Source organism: Schaalia radingae, assembly GCF_900106055.1.
Taxonomy (GTDB): Bacteria; Actinomycetota; Actinomycetes; order Actinomycetales; family Actinomycetaceae; genus Pauljensenia; species Pauljensenia radingae_A.
Window position 1 is genome coordinate 1075987 of the sequence record NZ_LT629792.1, and the last position, 20569, is coordinate 1096555.

13 protein-coding genes and 5 tRNA genes are annotated in these 20569 nt (G+C 59.6%); 11 read left to right on the plus strand and 7 right to left on the minus strand.

Features of this window, described 5'->3' with window-relative positions; all coding sequences use genetic code 11:
• Positions 1-15: 15 nt before the first annotated feature.
• Positions 16-1848 (minus strand): chloride channel protein, encoded by a 1833-nt coding sequence (locus BLT69_RS04770; protein ID WP_070726579.1) that lies wholly within the window; start codon positions 1846-1848, stop codon positions 16-18.
• Positions 1845-3845: an alpha/beta hydrolase family protein gene (locus BLT69_RS04775; RefSeq protein ID WP_092648518.1), complete on the minus strand. Its 2001-nt coding sequence runs from the start codon at positions 3843-3845 to the stop codon at positions 1845-1847. Before BLT69_RS04775 ends, BLT69_RS04770 begins: the two co-directional genes overlap by 4 nt.
• A 95-nt stretch (positions 3846-3940) precedes the next feature.
• Between BLT69_RS04775 and dxs the strand changes: the two genes are divergently transcribed.
• The gene (dxs, locus tag BLT69_RS04780; RefSeq protein ID WP_092648519.1) at positions 3941-5830 is read left to right on the plus strand and encodes a 1-deoxy-D-xylulose-5-phosphate synthase; all 1890 of its coding nucleotides are present in this window, start codon (positions 3941-3943) and stop codon (positions 5828-5830) included.
• On the opposite strand, the gene BLT69_RS04785 is transcribed toward dxs, so the two are convergent.
• From BLT69_RS04785 to glgX, 5 genes are read right to left on the minus strand one after another with little or no spacing between them, the layout of a single operon-like run.
• A complete protein-coding gene (locus BLT69_RS04785; protein WP_092648520.1) occupies positions 5803-7038 on the minus strand; it encodes an HRDC domain-containing protein in 1236 nt (411 codons plus the stop codon). The two genes, dxs and BLT69_RS04785, sit on opposite strands and share 28 nt — an antisense overlap.
• Entirely contained in the window at positions 7028-7597 is a 570-nt protein-coding gene (locus BLT69_RS04790; RefSeq protein WP_058236583.1) for a DUF3000 domain-containing protein, read from the minus strand. The genes BLT69_RS04785 and BLT69_RS04790 overlap by 11 nt, the downstream gene beginning before the upstream one ends.
• Positions 7598-7628: 31 nt before the next feature.
• Positions 7629-9329 carry a malto-oligosyltrehalose trehalohydrolase gene (treZ, locus tag BLT69_RS04795; RefSeq protein ID WP_092648521.1) on the minus strand — a complete coding sequence of 567 codons (1701 nt, stop codon included), beginning with the start codon at positions 9327-9329 and terminating at the stop codon, positions 7629-7631.
• Complete coding sequence (treY, locus tag BLT69_RS04800; RefSeq protein ID WP_092648522.1) at positions 9326-11833, minus strand: malto-oligosyltrehalose synthase; 2508 nt, start codon at positions 11831-11833, stop codon at positions 9326-9328. Before treY ends, treZ begins: the two co-directional genes overlap by 4 nt.
• 1 nt (position 11834) lies before the next feature.
• Positions 11835-13946 carry a glycogen debranching protein GlgX gene (gene glgX / locus BLT69_RS04805; RefSeq protein WP_092648523.1) on the minus strand — a complete coding sequence of 704 codons (2112 nt, stop codon included), beginning with the start codon at positions 13944-13946 and terminating at the stop codon, positions 11835-11837.
• 233 nt (positions 13947-14179) lie between these two features.
• Between glgX and BLT69_RS04810 the strand changes: the two genes are divergently transcribed.
• The 10 genes from BLT69_RS04810 (at position 14180) to hemQ (ending at position 20566) form a co-directional block, all read left to right on the plus strand.
• Positions 14180-14252, plus strand: a tRNA-Gly gene (locus BLT69_RS04810).
• A 1-nt stretch (position 14253) separates the two neighbouring features.
• Positions 14254-14325 (plus strand) — tRNA-Val (locus BLT69_RS04815).
• A gap of 18 nt (positions 14326-14343) precedes the next feature.
• Positions 14344-14416, plus strand: a tRNA-Gly gene (locus tag BLT69_RS04820).
• Positions 14417-14432: 16 nt separating this feature from the next.
• Positions 14433-14503, plus strand: a tRNA-Cys gene (locus tag BLT69_RS04825).
• A gap of 1 nt (position 14504) precedes the next feature.
• Positions 14505-14579: transfer RNA gene (locus BLT69_RS04830), tRNA-Val, on the plus strand.
• Positions 14580-14647: 68 nt separating this feature from the next.
• Complete coding sequence (gene dcuC / locus BLT69_RS04835) at positions 14648-16066, plus strand: C4-dicarboxylate transporter DcuC (protein ID WP_058236587.1); 1419 nt, start codon at positions 14648-14650, stop codon at positions 16064-16066.
• 14 nt (positions 16067-16080) lie between these two features.
• A complete protein-coding gene (locus tag BLT69_RS04840; RefSeq protein ID WP_058236588.1) occupies positions 16081-17388 on the plus strand; it encodes an amidohydrolase in 1308 nt (435 codons plus the stop codon).
• A 6-nt stretch (positions 17389-17394) separates the two neighbouring features.
• Positions 17395-18681: an MFS transporter gene (locus BLT69_RS04845; protein ID WP_058236589.1), complete on the plus strand. Its 1287-nt coding sequence runs from the start codon at positions 17395-17397 to the stop codon at positions 18679-18681.
• A gap of 57 nt (positions 18682-18738) precedes the next feature.
• Positions 18739-19830: a ferrochelatase gene (locus BLT69_RS04850; protein WP_070726594.1), complete on the plus strand. Its 1092-nt coding sequence runs from the start codon at positions 18739-18741 to the stop codon at positions 19828-19830.
• Entirely contained in the window at positions 19823-20566 is a 744-nt protein-coding gene (gene hemQ, locus BLT69_RS04855; RefSeq protein WP_227469305.1) for a hydrogen peroxide-dependent heme synthase, read from the plus strand. The genes BLT69_RS04850 and hemQ overlap by 8 nt, the downstream gene beginning before the upstream one ends.
• The last annotated feature ends 3 nt before the right edge of the window (positions 20567-20569 follow it).

The window sequence follows — 20569 nt, forward strand, 5'->3', positions numbered from 1 at the left end:
GGAGCAGTCTACCCGCTAGCTACGACGACGAGGATGACGCTCACGCCACCGCGAACCGAAAGAGGATTCGATACGTGCGTCGAGCGCTCGCCGTTGATCGCGATACATACGGTCAACCAGGTCGCGCCCGCTGATCCAGCCGACCATGTGGGCGGGCGCACCCTGCCCGTCGTCATGCAAGACGGGAATCCCCTCGACGCCACTGGATGTCAGCACGCGCATGACCGTGGACGGCAGATCCGTGTCAACCACGTGCACATGTCGCAACGGCAGAGCTTCCAACGCGGTGTCATGCTCGACCCCTTCTTCACGCCAGGAGGCAATATCCAGGGCGCTGACAACACCGGACACCACGCCGTCCGCATCGACCACGGGGAGTGCCTGGGCGTGCGCTTCGCGCATTCGGGACACCGCGCGCATGATGGTGTCTGATGGGTTAAGAGTGGCAGGAGCTGGCTGCATGAGCGCCCCGGCCGGGTTGGCACCCAGCAAAGTGTGGGACACGGGATCATCGAGGATATCGCCACGCCTGCGCAGCTTTTCCGTGTAGATCGTGGAGCGTGTCAGGAACCGTGAGCATCCTGTTGCGATCACGACGGCCAGCATCATGGGAAGAATCAGCGAGTACTGGTCCGTCATCTCCACGATGATCAGAACCGCTGTCATGGGTGCACGCGCAGCCCCAGCAAAGGCAGCACCCATGCCGATTACTCCGAACACCGCTATGGACGAATCAGTGAGCGGATCAATCAGATGTCCGATCGCGCTGCCGACCATTGCACCAATGAACAGCGTCGGAGCGAACACGCCGCCCGAACCGCCCATTCCGATCGTGAAGGACGTGAAAATCATGCGACCCACAGCCAGCGCAAGCAGCGTGGCGATGGGCAGTGCGCCATGAAGAGCCTCGAGCTGGATCGGGTAGCCCGAACCGTACATGGCGGGGAAGAAAAACAGGCCAATGCCCAGCACGACTGACATGAGAGCTGCGCGAGACCACTGCGGAAACGCGATAACTGCCGTGAGACGTTCCCACCCCCAGTCGAGCCAGTCTTCCATCGCATACAACAATTTGGAAAAGGCCAGCCCGCACAGGCCGGCAATCAGGCCGACGAGGGCGGCCCACCCTATGTCAGTCAAGGAAGCCAGGTCCACGCTGTAGTTCAGGTCAACCAGGGGCGCTGACCCCTGAAGTGCGCGGGCAACGATCGATGCCATGACAGACGATATGACGACGTAGCCGAATGTCTCTGCGGTAAAGCGCACCAAAATCACTTCGAGCGCAAAGATCGCACCAGCCAGCGGAGCATGGAATGTGGCGGCAATACCGCCGGCAGCACCGCAGGACGCGAGCACCACGACGCGTGTGGTGGGAAGACGCACCCACGATGCGATCGTGGACCCCAGGGACGCACCGACCTGAACGATCGGGCCTTCACGGCCAGCCGACCCGCCGCCACCGATTGTCAGGGCGGAGGAGACCAACTTGACCACCGCGACGCGGCCAGGAATCTTGCCGCCCCTTCGGCGCACCGCCAGCATGACCTCAGGGATGCCGTGTCCTTTGGCCGTGGGGGCCCATCGCCAGATCATCGGCCCATACATGAGTGCTGACACGACGGGGACGGCAATGATCAGGATGTGTGTCCACGCCGGCCACCCGTGGGGTGCTCCGCCTGTTACCGAATAGTCCGCAGCGCCGGTGGTGGCGCGCATCCACACGGCGATCAGCCAGTTGAAGATGACGGCTGCCAGTCCCACCACTGCGCCGACAATGCCGGCTACTACCGCGAACGCTGAACGGTGATCAGTGACGATTGCACTGATCGCTCCACGCACGCGGCTCATAGAGTGGTGACGCTGATCTCAGCCGCACCATCAGCGTGAAAACCCCACACTGTCGCGTAGAAACCCAGCTCACTCGCCCAGGCCTTCGCAATGCTGGCAGCAGTACGCAGCGAGTGCCCTTCGCCATCGAATTCGACGAGGGCGACCGGTCGATCCAGTTCGCGAAGCGCATCGTAAATGCTGCGTGACTGTGAAGGCAGCACGATCGTGTCCTCTGTGCCCTGCAAAAGCAGGAGTGGTGCGTGAATGTCCTGGACGTGGCAAATCGGAGAGCGCTCCGTCCACACGGGATCGTCCAAGTTGTCCGAGCCCAGAAGCGTGTAGAAGTAGTGGGACTCAAATTTGTGGGTTTCCTGCGCCATGCGATGCAGGTCAGACACACCTGAGGAGGATGTCCCAGCCGTAAACACGTCGGTTGTCGCCAGAGCTGACAGGGCGGTGAAACCGCCGGCGGAATGGCCGCGAATCGCGACTCGTGCGGGATCAACGAGGCCCTGATCAATCAGGTAGCGCGCCCCGTCAGCACAGTCCATGACATCGATGATGCCCCACTGGCCGTTGAGCGCCTCACGGTATTCGCGTCCTGATCCGGTGGATCCGCGATAATTCACGTCCAGGAATGCGAAGCCGCGAGTCGTCCAGAACTGTCGGGCAATGGACAGGCCGGGGCGAGCTGACGAGGTCGGCCCGCCATGAGCGGACACGATCAGTGGCGGAAGTTCGCCGTCAGGTGCGGTGAAGTCGGGATTGACCGGCGCGTAGTAGAAGCCGTCTGCCTCATTGCCGTCGCTGGTCGTCCAGCGCACGGTCTGTGCAGTTGAAATCATCTCCTCAGCGATCTCAGCTTCCGAGGACGGGCGCAGCACGTGCGCGTGCGAATCGGTGATCTCGACGATGGCTGGCGCGTGCGTAGGGGAGTCGGCCAGGAAAACGACGCGCCCCTCGTCGGAAGCGACGTTACCGATGGGCCACCATCCGGTTTCCCATTCTTCCAGCAGGCCATTGTCCAGTCGCACGCTGCCGACGTGCCACGTGTGATCCTGCGACCAGGAGCAGATCAGGTGCTCATGATCCAGGTTGTCGTACGAGTGCAGGCCCAGTTCCCAGTGGGGGTGTGAGAACGCGCGCTGACCGGGATGCAGGACGCGTGTACGCAGGCGATCCGTCCACGCGTGGGCATCCTCGTCCTCGTGCCATTCGAAGCCTTCAGTGCGGTACAGGTTTGCCCATCCTGAGGAATCATCCACGTGGATCAGGTCGCCGCGCAGAGTCCAGCGAGGCTCATAGACGCAGACACCTTCTCGGTCCACCAGCGTGACGTGGGTATCGATGTCACCCTCGAACGTGAGGGCGCCAACGTGCAGGACGGACTGAGTCCACGGCATGTGCGGGTGGTTCCATGACAGCCACGCCAGCTTCGACCCATCCGGGGAGAGCGTGGGTGCCGAGCAGAAGTCGGTGCCGGAAAAGACGGTGCGAATAGGCTTCGGATCGCGCGCCGCGGAGCCGTCCAGAGGGATCGCCACCATCGTGTTGACCGGTTCACCCTGTCCCGTGTGGTCCTCACATACGGCGTAGACCAGGGAGCGAACCTCGTCAATCTCAAAGTCGCCGTAGCGCTTCTTTTCCATCGGGGTCAGTGCCGTCAGGCCGACGGTGGGTGCGGACATGTCGAACAGGTAGACACGGTCATCAAAGCCGTCGGAGAAAACGAGGATGTTCTCGTGGACGGCGTAGGCGCGGCCACCGTAGCCGTGGACACGGGTGCGCACATCGGGTAGGCGCACACCGTCAATCATGGGCAGGAGCTCCATCGTCTGACCCATGCCGTTACGTCGTAATAGAACGTTGCGCCCATTATCTGTAGGATGGCCTTCTACCCAATACGTGTCGGCGCCATCGATGCGTACTTGAGAAAGCGTCACGAATCGAGCCGTGAATGACTCGCCCGTGATCGGGGATTCCCACTGGCCGTACGACTTCACTGAGGGGGACATGTGCAACCTCTGTCAACTCGGATATGCGCGTCTGTCGCGTATATCAATCCTAGCTGGAACCAACGGACTTTGAGAGGACCATTAGACTCGTAACTATGGTTCTTCCAGACAGTGCCGACGAGTTGCCGATTTTGTCGCATATCGACGGGCCTGACGACGTCCAGCATCTGACCACGTCGCAGGCCGTTGACTTGGCTGACGAAATCAGGCGTTACCTCATTGCGTCCGTGTCACGTACGGGCGGGCATATGGGACCCAACCTGGGTGTGGTGGAGCTGACGATTGCGCTGCACCGCATCTTCAACTCACCTACCGACTCGATGATCTTCGACACAGGTCACCAGGCCTACGTCCATAAGCTCCTGACAGGGCGCAAAGACTTTTCACATCTGCGCGAGGCGGGGGGACTGTCCGGATACCCCTCGCGCGCCGAATCAGAGCACGACATCGTGGAAAATTCCCACGCCTCGACAGCGCTGTCGTGGGCTGACGGCATTTCGCGCGAAAAGACACGCACCGGGAATACATCCTGGACAGTGGCAGTCATCGGAGACGGGGCGCTCACCGGCGGTATGGCATGGGAAGCACTGAACAACATCGCTGAGCAACCTCACCGCAACATCGTCATCGTGGTGAACGACAATGGCCGCTCCTATGCTCCTACCATTGGCGGTATGGCGCACCATCTGGATGCGCTGCGCACCTCGGAGCAATATGAGCGCGCCTTGTCATGGACGAAGAAAACACTGCTGGGAATGGGGGAGCCTGGGCGTGCTGCCTTCGAAGCGCTGCACGGACTGAAAGTGGGAATCAAGGACGTGTTGGCGCCACAGGTCATGTTCGAGGATCTGGGGCTGAAGTATCTGGGACCGATTGACGGGCATGACATCGTTGCGATGGAAACCGCGTTGACGCGGGCGCGCAGCCTGCACCAGGCCGTCATTGTCCACGCCATCACGCAGAAGGGGCGCGGATACCGACCGGCGGAAAAAGACATCGCAGACCGCTTCCATGCGGTCGGCAAAATCCACCCGGAAACGGGCCTGCCGATCAAACCCGCGCGCTTTGGGTGGACCAGCGTCTTTGCCGACGAAATCGTGAAGATCGCCCGCGAACGTGAAGATGTTGTCGGCATTACTGCAGCGATGAAACTGCCGGTGGGACTGGGCCCGCTGTCAGATGAATTCCCCGACCGCGTCATCGACGTCGGCATTTCTGAACAGCATGCCGTCACCAGCGCAGCCGGGATGGCCTTCATGGGTGCACACCCCGTTGTCGCGTTGTACGCCACGTTCCTGAACCGCGCGTTCGACCAGGTCCTCATGGACGTGGCGCTGCACCATGCGGGCGTGACCTTCATCCTTGACCGTGCCGGCATCACCGGAGCGGATGGGCCCTCGCACAACGGCATGTGGGATATCGCATTGTTGTCGATCGTGCCGGGACTGCAGATAGCGACCCCTCGTGACGAGGAAACTCTGCGGGCAGCGCTGCGTCGCGCCAATGACATTGCTGATGCTCCCACCGTAGTGCGTTACCCGAAAGGCCCGCTGCCGCAGCCGATCCCTGCGCTGCGCAGCGTCGGCCCGGTCGACATTGTGCACGAGGGAGGCGACGGGGAAACGAAAATCCTGATCGTCGCCCTGGGCGCCATGGTCGCCCAGGCGATTGACGCCTCGAAGCAATTGGCCTCAGATGCGACGGTATGCGTTGCTGCCCCGACGTGGATTCAGCCCGTACCCGATGAACTGGTGGCGATGAGCCGCGACTATGACCTGGTTGTCACCGTGGAAGACGGCGTCGTGCGAGGAGGCTTCGGATGGGCACTGTCGCAGGACACAGATGTGCCGGTGATTCCGATGGGGATTCCCGATGAGTTCCTCGCGCACGACTCGCGCGCTCACATTCAGCACGAGATCGGCCTGGACGCTGCCGGCATCGTGCGTAGCGTGCGCGACTACCTCAAAGCGTCGAACAGACACTGAGATACCAGCTCACGCTGCCAGGCGCGTGCGCCGCCCTCGTCCAATCGCTGATCGAGCGCCTCGGGGGTGAGCGGCTTGAGGGGAGCCCAGCACACGAAACGCTGCACGCGCGGCTCCAGGACAACTTCGGGTGCCAGCCCGAGCTGTTCGGCAACACCGGCGACCGCTTCACGAACCGCGAGCAGACGCTCATGTGCGTGTTCGTCGAGACGCTGCCACAGGCGCGCTTCCGGAATCGTGCCGGCAGGATGTGTAACGCGTTTGGGTGGCAGCTGGTCTTCTGGCATGCGCCTGGCGCGTTCAATCGCATCGAGGAAGTCCGTCGTATATGGACGGGTGATGGGAGAGCGGAAGGAATCCAGTGAGCGCAGCTGGCGACGATTGGTCGGTGGGCGCTGAGCGGCTTTCAGCAGGTCAGAATTGCGGACGACGCGCGTGCGTTCCAGGTCTTTGTCGCGGGCGATCTCTTCACGCGTGAGCCACAGTTCGCGGGCAACGGCCAGCGCTCGGCGGGAGCGCAGTTTGCCCAGGCCTTTGATACCGCGCCAGTGATGCGTCTTCGGAGTCGGAGCAGGGGCGTGCAGCACGTGGGCGAATTCCTCCTGTGCCCACTCCCAGCGATCCATGTCGTGCAGCGTGATCGAGAGCCGCCGGTACAGTTCTGTCAGAAATTCCACGTCCAGTGCGGCATAGCGCAGCCAGTCGGTGGGCAGCGGTCGCACCGACCAGTCGGATGCCTGATGGTCCTTGGCTAATGAAAATCCCAGTACCTGTTCGCACACGGCTGCCAGACCGAAACGTTGCAATCCGATGAGGCGTGCCGCAACTTCGGTGTCAAACAGGTCAGTGGTGTGCAGGTTCAGGTCACGCAGATTGGTCAGATCCTGGCTGGCGTCGTGCAGGATCCACGTGGCATCCAGTGCCGGTGCCAGGGCTGACAGGTCAGGCAGCGCATGCGTATCAATCAGGTACGTTCCGACATCTTCGCGCCGGATCTGCACTAGGTAGGCGTTCGTCGTATAGCGGAAGCCATGGGCACGTTCCACATCGAGGGCGACCGGCTGGGTGGAGGCTCCCAACTCAGCGGCAACCCCCTCAAGGGCGTCTGTAGCGTCAATGACTGAGGGAACGCCGTCGCGCAAACGGCTGACAGTGGGGGGATCGTCCGTGTTCCCGCGCGGCAGACCGCCGGGATTATCAACGAGCATCCGTATTCAAAACCTCATGTAGAAACTGATCTGACTCAACGCCGGCAACGTGGCACAACAGGGAATTCCAGGCTACAAGGTGTTCGCCCAGATATGGAGTCGACGGAGTCCACGAGGCCCGCAGTTCGACGTACAAGGTGGATCCGCGCAACGTGAGACCCCCGAAAGATTCGGAAACTTCCCGCGTCACGGTGCCGGTCATGTCATGATACCCAGCGCCCGCATCTTCGAGGCAGTCGTGCGCCCAGTTCCACAGGCCTTCACCGATCATAGGGTCGTTGCCCATTTCGGGGTCGATCTGGGCGCGAAGCTGAGCGACAAGGCGGAACTGTCCGTTCCAGCCTGCTTGCGTGTCCGGGTCGAACAGGATGACGAATCGGCCTGATCCCAAGGATTGATCGTGCGCGCGGTGCACGGTTCGCATGGCAAGCGCAGCGGTCCACGGAGCCAGCTTGCTTGGACCGGGCACCTCTTCAATCTCCACATGAGGATTGATCGGTGCGTCACGAAGCGACAATAAAGCTGTGACAAACGCCTCAGGAAGTTGTTCCTCACCCACCCCTTCACACTAAGAGGGCGCAGCGGTGGATTCAGTCAGGCACGCCGACCCATTGCCAGACCCGCACGGCGGCGCCCTTCTGATCAGGGAAGGATGCCAGCAGGGAACCAATATGCCCACCGTTTTCACGCGGCCAATCGTGACTGTCTGCAGCCGGAAGTGCGTCACCGTTCATATCGGCCTCGACCGCGACAGCACCATTGATCATGCGCACAATGTCACCCTCGTGAGTGACGCGTTGACAGACACCGTCACGCACGCCGGGCGCCGTGGCGCGCACATGAATCATCGAACGTGCCCACTCGAGCATGCGTCGGCATCTGCCGTCGCGCGGCTCACTCCAGTCCAGCACGCAATGGTCGACAGTCGTGCGCGAGGTTGGGTCGGGAACGTCTCCGCTCCAACCGTGCTCACTGAATTCTTTTTGACGGCCCTCGCGCACGAGTTGGGCGCGCTCGTCGTCTTCCTGGTCGGCAAAGAATCGGAACGGTGTGCGCGTGCCCCATTCCTCACCCATGAACAGCATGGGGGTAAAGGGGCTGAGCAGGATGATTGCTTCAGAGGCGGCCAGTTGTGCGTCGGAGAGCACCTGGCTGGGGCGGTCGCCTTGAGCGCGGTTGCCAACCTGGTCGTGATCTTGGGAAAAGACGACGAATTTGCGCCGATCCAGAGTGGCAGGAACGGGTGCACCCCAGTTTTGGTGGCGGAACGTCGAGTAGCGACCATCATGGTAGAAGACATTTTCCAGCACGGTTGCCAACGCGTGCGTATCGGCAAAATCACCGTAGTACCCGTCAATTTCGCCCGTGAGCGCCACGTGCAGGGCGTGGTGGATGTCATCAGCCCACTGAGCGTCCATCCCCATACCGCCCTCACTGGTGGGCATCACCATCGAAGGCTGGTTGAGGTCAGATTCGGCAATGAGCGTCATCGGGCGCCCCTCGTCGTGCGACCACTGGGCCACGCACTGTGATAGTTCTGCCAGCAGGTGTCGATCCGTCTCGTCGTGAATGGCGTGAACCGCATCCAGACGCAGCGCATCGGCATGCATGGTGATCAGCCAATGGCGACACACGTCAATAAGGTAGGCGCGCTGTTCGGGACCGTTCAAGTCCAGCACAGGCCCCCACGGTCCGGTCGCAGTGGGGTGGAAGTACGGTGCGAACATCGACAGGTAGTTGCCCCACACACCGAGGTGGTTGAGGACGACGTCGATGCACACATTCAGGCCGCGTTCATGGGCAGCGTTGACAAATTCGACGAGGGCATCCGGACCGCCGTAGGCTCGGTGAACGGCGAAAAGATCCACGCCGTCATACCCCCATCCGAACTCTCCGCTGAATTGTGCCAGCGGCATGAGCTCAACTGTGGTCACCCCCAGGTCACGCAGGTGGTCGAGGCGTTCGATGGCACTGATCAGGGTGCCTTCAGCAGTGAACGTACCGACGTGGAGTTCATAGATGACGTTGCCCAGGACGGACGTGCCGGGCGATGCGACCCAGTGATGTCGTGAAGGATCCCAACTGCGTGACAGACCATCAACCCCGTAAGGCTGGTAGAAGGATCGCGGATCAGGCAGCGGGTCAGAGCCATCGAGGCTGAAACCGTAATCTGTCCCATCGGGCAGATCAGGGCCGTCCCACCAGCCGCCAGCGGCGCGGCTCATGGGGCGCTGCGCGTCGGCCAGGACAAGGTCGACGCTCTGAGCATCCGGCGCCCACACCCGCGTCACGAGAGTTTCTCCACAACCACGACGTTGTCGTCACTCATCACATCAGCCAGGCTCAAACCGTTGCCGTCAGTGACGTCGAATCGTCGCCCTGACATGATGTCCTGCCATGAGCCGGCTGGAAGGTAGACACGATGATCCCCCCAGCCGCCGATCTGACGCAGTGCCCTGAGCAGTCGCACAGCGATGACACACACGCGTGGGCCGTCCTGGTCGCCGCGTGCATACGCGATCGCATGTCCGGTGGTTGTTGCCAGTGGTGTATACGTTGCGTGTGCGGATACGAATGCGTCGCGGTGGCGGCTGCGAAGCTTCAGGATGGCGCGGGTCAGGCGCACTTTTCGACCCTCGAGAGTCTGCTCGTCTGAATCCAGCAACCGCCCGAGTCGTTCAAAATCAACCGGACGTCGGTTATCCGGATCAACCAGGGAAGTCGCCAGCCCCTCGGAACCCTGATACACATCAGCCACTCCAGGAACCGTCAATTGCAGGGCTTTCGTCACTTCGATGCAGCAGTTGCGAACCGGCTCCGTCAGCTCATGAAAGCGTGTGAGCAGTTCGGTGATCGAGGAATCAGCGAGTACCTGGCGGGCAAAGTCAAACAGCTCCTCTTCCCGTTCTTCATCAGGATGCGTCCATGTCGTCCACGTTTTCTGTTCCCGCACTGCCTTTTGCAGGTAGTCAGTCAGGCGCTCCTGCGTCATCGGGTCGGACTCACACCACGTGGTCGCGGCAAGTGTCTGCCACAGGAGGTTTTCCGTGCGCCCATCCAGCGTGAGTGGCCGGTATTCGGCGCTGGTCAGACGTAGCTGCTGGACGAGGGAGACCCATTGACTGGGATATGACGTGACGGCGGCCAGTGTGGCTCGCACATCTTCACCACGCTTGGAATCGTGGGTCGTTCCGCATGTCATGGTCGCCGGCCACGACGACTGCAATGCACTTTCGAACGCATGGAACATGTCCAGGTTGATACCGAAATGGGTGGGGTTGCCTCCCACTTCAGTCAGTGCGCACAGGTGGGTCCAACGGTAGAACGCGGTGTCTTCGACACCCTTTGCCATGACCGCACCGCATACCTGCTGGAACCGCACCGGCACTTCGTCGCGGCGCTCATCGGAGGATGCCAGACCTGCCGTGCCGATTTCGTCGCCCAGGATGAGCGCAATGAGCACATCCATCGTGTCCTCAATGCCGTCAAACCCTGAGTCACGCAACTCGCGCAGCGAACGGTCACGCACCTCGGTCATCTCATCGCGCGCCCACTGCGGGGTGGGGGATCCGGGCACCACGTAGATCCGGTAGCGATCCATATTCATCACGAGGGCGCCTAGGCAGCGTTCGAAGGTACGCATCGTATGGTCACGCAGACGCAGGTCCTGTTGGCAAATTTCCCAGATCAACGAGGCCAGGCGGTGCAGCTCAGCTGCCAGCGAGGTGCGAATGATCTGCCGTTTCGATTCGTGTTCGAGCCGCGCAAAGTCCGCCGGTGAATCTTCGGTCAGCTCCTGCATGATGGCACCCATCGGCATGTTCGCTCGCGGATCGACCTGCAGGGAGTTGATGCGCCATGCGGTGTCATAGCCTGTCGTTCCGGCAACATCCCAATCAGAGGGCAAGTGCTCTTCGCCTTCGAGAATCTTTTCAGCAGCAATCCAGGCGCCGCCGGTGCGTTGGCTCAGACGCTGGAAATAGCCGCGCGGATCAGCCAGGCCATCAGGATGATCCACTCTGAACGCGTCAATGAAGCCTTCGTCGAACAGGTCGAACAGCAGGTGATGAGTCGCCTCGAACACGTCTTCACGCTCGACACGTAAACCTGCCAGCGTATCCACGTCAAAGAAACGGCGGTAGTTGAGTTCCTCGTCACCGACCATCCAGTGAGCCAGGCGGTAATGCTGGCGCTCCAGCAGAACTTCCAACGGGAGGAACTCGGTTCCCTCCGCCAGGGGGAACACGTGATCGAAGTAGCGCAGGACAGGTTGCTCACCGTATTCCGGCTCAGTTGGAACCACCATTGATTCCACGTGTAGGTCACCGGCGGAGAGCACCTGGCCGATGCGCGCACCCAAAATCGGCATCAAAATGGGCTGATCTGTCGCCACGTCGAACCAGCGTGCGCGCGGTGACTCGGCGCCCCGTTTCAGCACTGACCACATGGCGCGGTTCTGCCACACCGGAGTGGGCACAGCCATGTGATTCGGCACGATATCGACCACGACGTGCAGGCCGAGGGCGTGCGCGGCGCGCGCAAAATCTTCAAACCCTTCACGCCCACCCAGCTCCGCGTTGACATGGGAGTGGTCCACCACGTCGTACCCATGCCGGGAACGCTTGACAGGCTGCAGGATAGGGGAGAGGTAAACATCCGTGGCTCCCAGACGGCGAATATGCTCGAGGACACCACGGGCGTGTTCAAATGTGAAATCCGGAGTGAGCTGGAGTCGATACGTCGACAGTGGAGTGTATCGAGATGACGGGGGAACGTGGGGATGAAGATCAGACATGTCACTGTCCCAACGGATTCAGCAGAATCATCGTGGTGCGGCCGGGCAGCGTGATTGAGTCACCGGACTGGTACTTACTGTGATCATCATCGTCACCCGTGTTGATCACCGTTGTCCAGGTCTTGCCATACGTCTGGTTCGGAATGGTGAATTCAACGGAGTCAGGAGACGCGTTGATCATCAGCAGGAAATCATCATCGGTGATCGTGTTGCCCTCAGGGTCGGGTTCCTGAATGGCGTTACCGTTGTAGAAGACCATCGTGGAGCGAGCCCATGCCTGGTTCCACTCGTCTTCCGTCATGTGAGTGCCGGCAGGGGTGAACCATTCGATCTCGCCCAGCTCCGATTCACCGCCGCGCGTTGCCGGCCCTTTCAGGAAGCGTCGGCGGCGCAGAACGGGGTGATCACGTCGCAGGTGGACGAGGCGCTGAGAGAAAGCGAGCAGTTTGCGCTGCCAGTCCTCCAGATCCCAGTGCATCCATGACAGCTCATTGTCCTGGCAGTACACGTTGTTATTGCCCATCTGCGTGCGTCCGATTTCGTCACCGTGAGCCAGCATGGGCAGACCCTGCGAGCAGAAAAGAGTGGTGAGTAAATTGCGAATCTGGCGCTGGCGGAGCTCCTGAATGCCCGGATCATCCGTCGGACCTTCCGTTCCGCAGTTCCAGGAGCGGTTATTGGACGAGCCGTCATTGTTGTCCTCACCGTTTGCCTCGTTATGTTTGCCGTTATAGGACACGAGGTCACGCATGGTGAAGCCGTCATGAGCGGTGATGAAGTTGACCGAGGCGACAGGGCGCCGTCCTGAATGCTCATAGAGGTCAGCACTGCCAGCCAGACGGGAGGCAAAACTGGACAGGGACGAGAACTCCCCGCGCCAGAAATCGCGCACAGCATCGCGGTATTCACCGTTCCATTCGGACCACAGGGGAGGGAAGCCTCCTACCTGGTAGCCATTGGAGCCGACATCCCACGGCTCAGCGATGAGTTTGACCTGGCTGATCACCGGATCCTGGTGGATCAGGTCAAAGAAAGTCGAGGCGTGGGAGACCTCGTCAAACTGGCGTGCCAGTGTCGTTGCCAGGTCGAAGCGGAAGCCGTCGACATGCATGTCAGTGACCCAGTAACGCAGCGAATCCATGATGAGCATCAGGACCGAGATCGAGGACATGAGCAGGGAATTGCCTGTGCCGGTGGTGTCGAAGTAATGCCTCAGATCATCGGGAACGAGGCGATAGTACTTCGCGTTATCGAGGCCCTTGAGTGACAGCGTCGGCCCCATGTGGTTACCTTCAGCGGTGTGGTTGTACACCACGTCGAGGATGACTTCGATACCGGCCGCGTGGAGCGTCTTCACCATGTTCTTGAACTCGGTGACCTGCCCGCCGAGCTGACCCGACGATGAATAGGCGTTGTGCGGGGCGAAAAATCCGATGGTGTTGTAACCCCAGTAATTCGACAGGTCACGAGCCTGCAGGGATGGGTCATTGACGAACTGGTGGATCGGCATCAGTTCAATGGACGTGATGCCAAGATCCTGCAGGTGTTTGATGATCGCCGGATGAGCGATCCCTGCGTAGGTGCCGCGCAGCTCTTCTGGCACGTCCGGGTGCAGCATGGTCATGCCGCGTACATGTGCCTCGTAAATGATTGTTTGGGAATACCCGTAGTTCGGGCGACGGTCATCGCCCCAGTCGAAGGACTCGTCGACGACGACGGAGAGCATCGTGTCGTGGACAGAGTCGTCGTGATTCGGTTGCGCTGGGTCGTTGAAGTTGTAGGAAAAGACCGAATTGGAATTGTTGATCTGCCCTTCAATTGCTTTCGCATAAGGGTCGAGCAGGAGTTTGGACGGGTCGCATCGATGTCCCTCGTCTGGCGCGTAGGGACCGTGGATGCGGTAGCCATAGCGCTGTCCGGGCCCTATGCCGGGCAGGTAGGCGTGCCACTGGTCATAATCGACCTCAGTGAGTTCAACTGTGGTTTCGTGACGATCCTCGTCAAGGAGACACAATTCAATGCGGTCCGCGATAGATGAATAAACTGCGAAATTTGTTCCATTGCCGTCATACATTGCGCCCAGCGGGTAGGCATGTCCTGGCCAAATATCCATACTCTTAGATTGCCATGAAACCTCGAAAAGAGTGCGCTGAGCGTGGAAAATTGTGAAGCTGGTCGCGAAAATTCCTGCCCGAAGGTGGCGAAAAGTCGCGGAAAATGGCGGAATTTCGACATTTTCCGGTGAGTTTTCGATGCCGGAGCGAGTCGTGCCTAAGTCCTCAGGATTTCCCCAACCGGGCCAGAACCTGTTAAGCTTCCCTGCGTCGCTTGATTGACAAGCGCATCGCGGATGTGGCTCAGTTGGTAGAGCATCACCTTGCCAAGGTGAGGGTCGCGGGTTCGAGTCCCGTCATCCGCTCGGGCGATTGGCGCAGCGGGAGCGCGCTTCCCTGACACGGAAGAGGTCACTGGTTCGATCCCAGTATCGCCCACTGAGTATTCATACGCATGCGGATGTGGCTCAGTTGGTAGAGCATCACCTTGCCAAGGTGAGGGTCGCGGGTTCGAGTCCCGTCATCCGCTCGGTCTGAGATGACTTGGTGGGTTGGCCGAGAGGCGAGGCAGCGGCCTGCAAAGCCGTATACACCGGTTCGAATCCGGTACCCACCTCGGGCGATTGGCGCAGGGGTAGCGCGCTTCCTTCACACGGAAGAGGTCACTGGTTCGATCCCAGTATCGCCCACCATTTGTTTTATGTGCCTTAGACTTCAAGAGACCCTTTAGTCAATAGTTGAAGTCGAAAGGCCATAGGCGATGACGCTAATCGGATTTTTGATTGGCTTGGCTGTCACAGTTGTAGTGGCATGGCTGATCATTAAGAAACACCATCCACAAACAGTATTGATCCTTGCAGGATTGTTGCTTCTTTTCATTTCACTCCCTCTGTCTGAAGAGCCGCTGATGGACAGCGAGAAAACCACGGGGAATATGGTTCTTGACGTCGTGGATTTCTTACGCGACACATTTGCCTCCACATCTGCCAGTCTTGGACTCATCATCATGGCTGTGGGCGGATTCTCTCTGATAATGGAAAAAGTCGGTGCCAGCGCAATGCTGGTGCACCTCGCTATGAAGCCGCTGTCGCGGATCCGTAGGCCATACATTTTCCTTGGAATCGCGTATATTTTCGGACAGTGCCTCGGAATGATCATTCCGTCTGCATCTGGCTTGGCAATGCTGCTTATGGTGACTTTGTATCCCCTTCTGCGTTCCTTGAGGATTTCGCGTCTGAGCGCGGCAGCATTGATTGCGACAACCTCCTGCCTGGATCTCGGGCCAGCGTCGTCGAACTCCAATTTGTCGGCCGAGGTGTCCTCCATGACCGTTCAGAAATACTTCATCGACTATCAGGGGCCTGTGGCAATTGTGACGATGGCAGTGATTGCCATCAGCCACATGCTGATTCAGCGTCATTTCGACAAGAAAGCCGGAACGCTGCCGGAAATGAATCCGCCCTCGAATCTCGAACAGGAAGCATCAGGAGCCTCACCGGATACAGGCAGTGTAAAAACCGAGCTCAAGACCCCCGTCTACTATGCAGTTCTGCCGCTCATACCGCTCGTCTTACTCATTGTTTTTTCGGAATATCTCATCTCCTCCGTCAAGATGAATGTTGCGACGTCAATGCTGACATCAATGTTGGTGGTCCTGATCATCGAAATGATCAGATATCGCTCATTCAGCAGAGCCAGCGAAATCATGAAAGTGTTCTTTCAAGGAATGGGGAAGCAGTTCGTTGCAATTGCCACGCTTATCGTCGCAGGACAGATGTTCGCCGCAGGCCTCACGCAAATCGGATTCATCAAGTTCATTGTCGATGGAGCGTTCAATTTGCACCTGGGCGTTGTCGTCATGACAGTGCTCATGACACTGATAATCCTGTTGACTGCACTCCTTACCGGGTCGGGAAACGCAGCATGGTTCGCTTTTGCACCCCTGGCTCCTCAGGTGGCGCAGCCCCTTGGCCAGCCTGCTGTAGCAATAGCTCTGCCGATGGAGCTGTCGGCGGGCATCGGACGTTCAATGTCGCCGATCTCCGGTGTATTGATCGCGGTGTCGGGTCTGGCGGAAGTCAATCCCGTCGACCTGGCAAAACGCACAATTCCTGTGATGGCGGCGGCGTACATCACGCAGATCACCACATCCTTTATCTGGCTGTATCTGATTCACTGAGAAAGGAGAAGACCATGTTTGACACCATCGTCGCACGCTCCAATGAGATCGCTGACGACCTCATCGCTGTACGTCGTGACCTTCATCAGCATCCGGAACTAGGGTGGGAAGAATTCAGAACCACCAGTATTGTCGTTCAGCGACTTCGCGAGCTGGGTTACATCGTTCGTGTGGGTAAAGAAGTGTGCGAAGAGTCTGCCCGTATGGGAGTGCCTCCCGCAGAGGAACTCGAATCGGCTTACCAGAGAGCGCTGCAGGAAGGTGCACCGGAGGAACTTCTTGAAGCCATGAAAGGCGGTTTTACCGGAGCCGTCGGCATCCTTGAGAACGGTGACGGCCCGGTTGTGGGAATGCGCTTTGACATCGATGCGCTTCCGCTGGCAGAAACGACGGATCCAGAGCATTTCCCGAACAGGGAAGGCTTTCAATCCGTGCATGCCAACACGATGCACGCATGCGGACACGATTGCCACACGAGCATCGGCCTGGGAGTTGCGCAGCTGATGATGGAAATGCGCGATCAATGGTCAGGTACCCTCAAGTTAGTCTTTCAGCCAGCTGAAGAAGGCGTGCGTGGAGCAAAATCCATCGTCGCGCACGGACACCTTGATGATGTAACTGTCATGCTCGGTTCTCATGTGACAGCATCGAACCAATGCAACGAGTTTGATATATACGCGGGCGCAGGCGGATCACTGGCCACAACGAAACTGGACGTGACTTACACCGGTTTGGCGTCTCACGCTGCAGGAGCTCCGGAAAAAGGCAGGAACGTGATGCCTGCTGTTGCTACAGCGATCCTCAACCTGTATGCGCTTCCGCGAAATTCACAGGGAGAAACGCGCGTGAACGTGGGTGTTGTCCACGCTGGATCGGGCCGTAACATCATTGCCAACAATGCCACTATGCTGGTGGAAATTCGTGGCGCCAACACTCAGATCAATGCGTATATGGAGGAATATGCCCGACGGATTCTTGAAGATGCCGGGCACATGCATGGAGTCGAATGCGAGATCACGAAAACAGGAGAAGCAATTTCACTCGAGTCCTCTCCAGAGCTGATGGAGCGCATCGATCGGGTAGCCGAACAAGTTGAGGTGCGCCCCGCTTCGCCCAACCGACTGATTTCACCTGGATCGGAAGACTATTCGTTCATGATGGATCGGGTACAGTCCAATGGGGGCCAGGCTTCATTCATTCGTATCCTTGTTGATTCGCCGACTGCTGGGCATACCGTAACGTTCTCACCAAACGAAGACGCTATGGTGCGTGGCGTACGTATGTTTGTCGGTACAGCGCTTGATGTGATGGCACTACGCTAGACCTTCATGCGACGGTCATCATCGCCAATTGTCCTGCTGGCTCTCCCGGTCTACGTCCCGTCACTGACATGGTCCACCGGTATCGGTGCGCTCAATTCAGTGGTGGTATTGGCCGGGCTGTCCATGCAGATGAGCGAGTCATGGGCATCGGCGATGGTGGGAATCATGGGCGTTGCCGGTGTCATCGCATCTGTACCGATCGGCCGGATGGTCGACCGCATCGGCGACCGCTCATCATTCGTCATCGGCGGGCTGATCGCTGTGCTGGCCGGAACATGCGCCCTGGTATGTCTACGGTTTCCCGGCATTAACCGTGCAGTTGTTGCATTCGTTATCGCGATGGTCGCCATTTCGATCGCCGGAGACATGTGGCAATTGGCGCGGCAGTCCTATGTGGCAGAATCCGTGCCTATGACATGGCGAGCACGATCAATGTCGATGCTCGGAGGAATGTCCAGGCTCGGCCGGTTGATCGGTCCTGCGCTGGCGTCGCTGGCCATTGTGCTGGGAGGTATTCCCGGCACATTCTGGTTCTTCATCGCAGCCACCGTGCTTGCCCTGAGTCTGATCCTGTTGTTCACCGCGCCTACGCCCGAAATTCTGGATGTCAAACCGCCGGCGTCCCAACGATCGTCCAGTGAAACGCCGCCGGCGTCTTTGCAGCGTCGCCCTCGTACCCACGTGGACGTCGTGTCGACCATGCTGCTGTCGGTGGGGACAGTTCTGCTGTCGCTGGTGCGCACCAACCAGATCATTGTGGTGCCTCTGGTGGGCACGAGCCTCGGAATCACAGAGGAACTCATATCAGCGACCTTCGCGATTTCAGCGGGACTGGATGTCGCCGTCTTCTACTTCTCAGGCGCGATCATGGACCGTTTCGGCAGACGAGCATCCGTTCTGCCGTGCCTGTTGATCATGGCGGCAGGGTTCGTGGGATTGGCCCTGAGCGGGGGAGTCGTGAGCTTCATGGTCAGTGCATGTGTCGTGGGGTTCGGCAACGGATTCAGCGCAGGAACCGTTATGACGATGGGAGTCGATCTGTCTCCGGACATCAACCGCTCCCGATTCCTGGGAATCTGGCAGGCCATCTCGCAGGTGGGCCCGACGGTGGGTCCATTCGTGATTTCCGTGCTGGTGGCCGCATGGGGAGCAACGATGAGCGCGTGGGCGACCGCAGTGGCAGCTGCCTGCTGCGCAGTGTGGATGCTCGTGACAGTTCCCACGGCCTACGCTCGCCTCGGTATGGACGAACGAGGCAGGGCGCTGCCCGCTCGAAGCGACGCTCAGTCATAAAACATCCGCAGGACTAATCCAAGCGAAGAGCACACTTTTCTGTTTAAATTGCTCAACGTGAAGGCCGAAACAACCAGCGTGGATGCGATCATGCTCTGCAGCTACGGAGGACCCAGGCAACCCGACGACATTTTGCCGTTTTTGCGCAACGCCACGCGCGGCAAAGGGATCCCTGACGAGCGTCTCATCCAGGTCGGCGGCCATTACAGCCTGTTTGGGGGGAAGAGCCCGATCAATGAATGCAACGACGAATTTTCGCGCGCCCTCGCTGGCGAACTCGAGCAGCGAGGAGTCAAATGCCCAGTCGTTGTCGGAAACCGCAACTGGCACCCCTACTTCACGGAAACACTGACGAGCCTGATCGACCTGGGACACCGCACTGTCCTATGTGTCTTCACCTCAGCGTTCGCTTCTTATTCCGGGTGTCGCCAGTACCGCGAAGATCTGGCTGCGGCGCTCGACGAGCTGGGCGACAAAGCCAGTGAGCTGGTTTTGACGAAAGTGCGTCCCTATTACACGACGCAGGGAATTCTCAGCGCCCACGTCCGTTCCATCACACGCGCAATGCGTGAGCTGGACGACCCGCACCTTGTCCTCGTCACGCACTCCATCCCCGTGTCGATGGAGGCTAACTCCGGTGACCACCACCTGCCCACGTATGTCGGCCAGCACCACCAGCTGGGCGAGGAAATCTGTAGACGCGTTAGTGACGAACTGGGGCGAGAGGTGCCATTCGATTTGGCGTACTGTTCCCGATCGGGTCCGCCACAGTCGCGGTGGCTCGAACCGGATATCAATGACCATCTTGAATTCCTGCATGATGGCGGCACGCGCGCCGTGGTCGTCGCGCCGATTGGCTTTATTTCCGACCACATGGAAGTGGTCTACGACCTCGACACTGAAGCCAAGGCGACTGCAGACAATCTGGGAATGGACTATCGGCGCGCCGCCACTCCAGGCACCGATCCAGCGTTCGTGTCCTCGCTCGCTGACGTGGTCTGCGAACGGATCGGAAGCGGGGCAGCGGGCGACGCGATTGACATCAGGTGGCCCGTGACATGCTCGCAGGAATGCTGCCTGCCGCGTGAGTCCTACCAGATGCGTCCAACCTGTTTTAATCACCCCAACCAAGGAGAAACCCATGAGTGAAATGCCACATGGTCACCATCCGGCACCGGTTCACGACCCTCGCGACCGGACCGACATTGACCCCGAAGAAGTCAACGCGCGCGACAATTACTCGCTGCAGTGCGTCTTCCGCACCGTGGTGCCGTTGCCGGCCGACAGCGCACACGACTTGGCGGCGGCAATGGAACGAGCCGTGCGGGACACCGGCGTGGAAATTCGAGGGTGGTATGACGTGGGCGGATACCGCGCTGACGCTGACCTGATGATGTGGGCACTGTCTGACAGCGCCGACAAACTGCAGGCCGGCTACCATGCGATCGTTGCGTCTGACTTGGGCGCAGCTCTCGAACCCGTGTGGTCAGCAATGGCGGCACACAAGGCTGCCGAATTCAACACCCGTCACCTGCCCGCCTGCTTCAACGGTGCAGCGCCGCGCGGATACTGCGCCGTCTACCCCTTTGTGCGCAGCTGGGACTGGTACTACCTGCCGAAAGCTCGCCGCGCTGCCATCTTGAAAGAGCACGGCATGAACGGCGTCGACTACCTGGACGTGCAGGTTTCCACGCTGGCCGCATTCGCGCTGGGGGACTACGAGTGGACGGTCGCCCTCGAATCCGACAGCCTCGACCGCGTCATGGGTGTGCTGCGTCGCCAGCGCGACGCGGAAGCTCGACTATTCGTGCGCGAAGACACTCCGTTCTTCACCGGGCCTCGCGTCGAACTGACCGAGTGGACGGATCGCCAGCCGCTACAGTAGAAG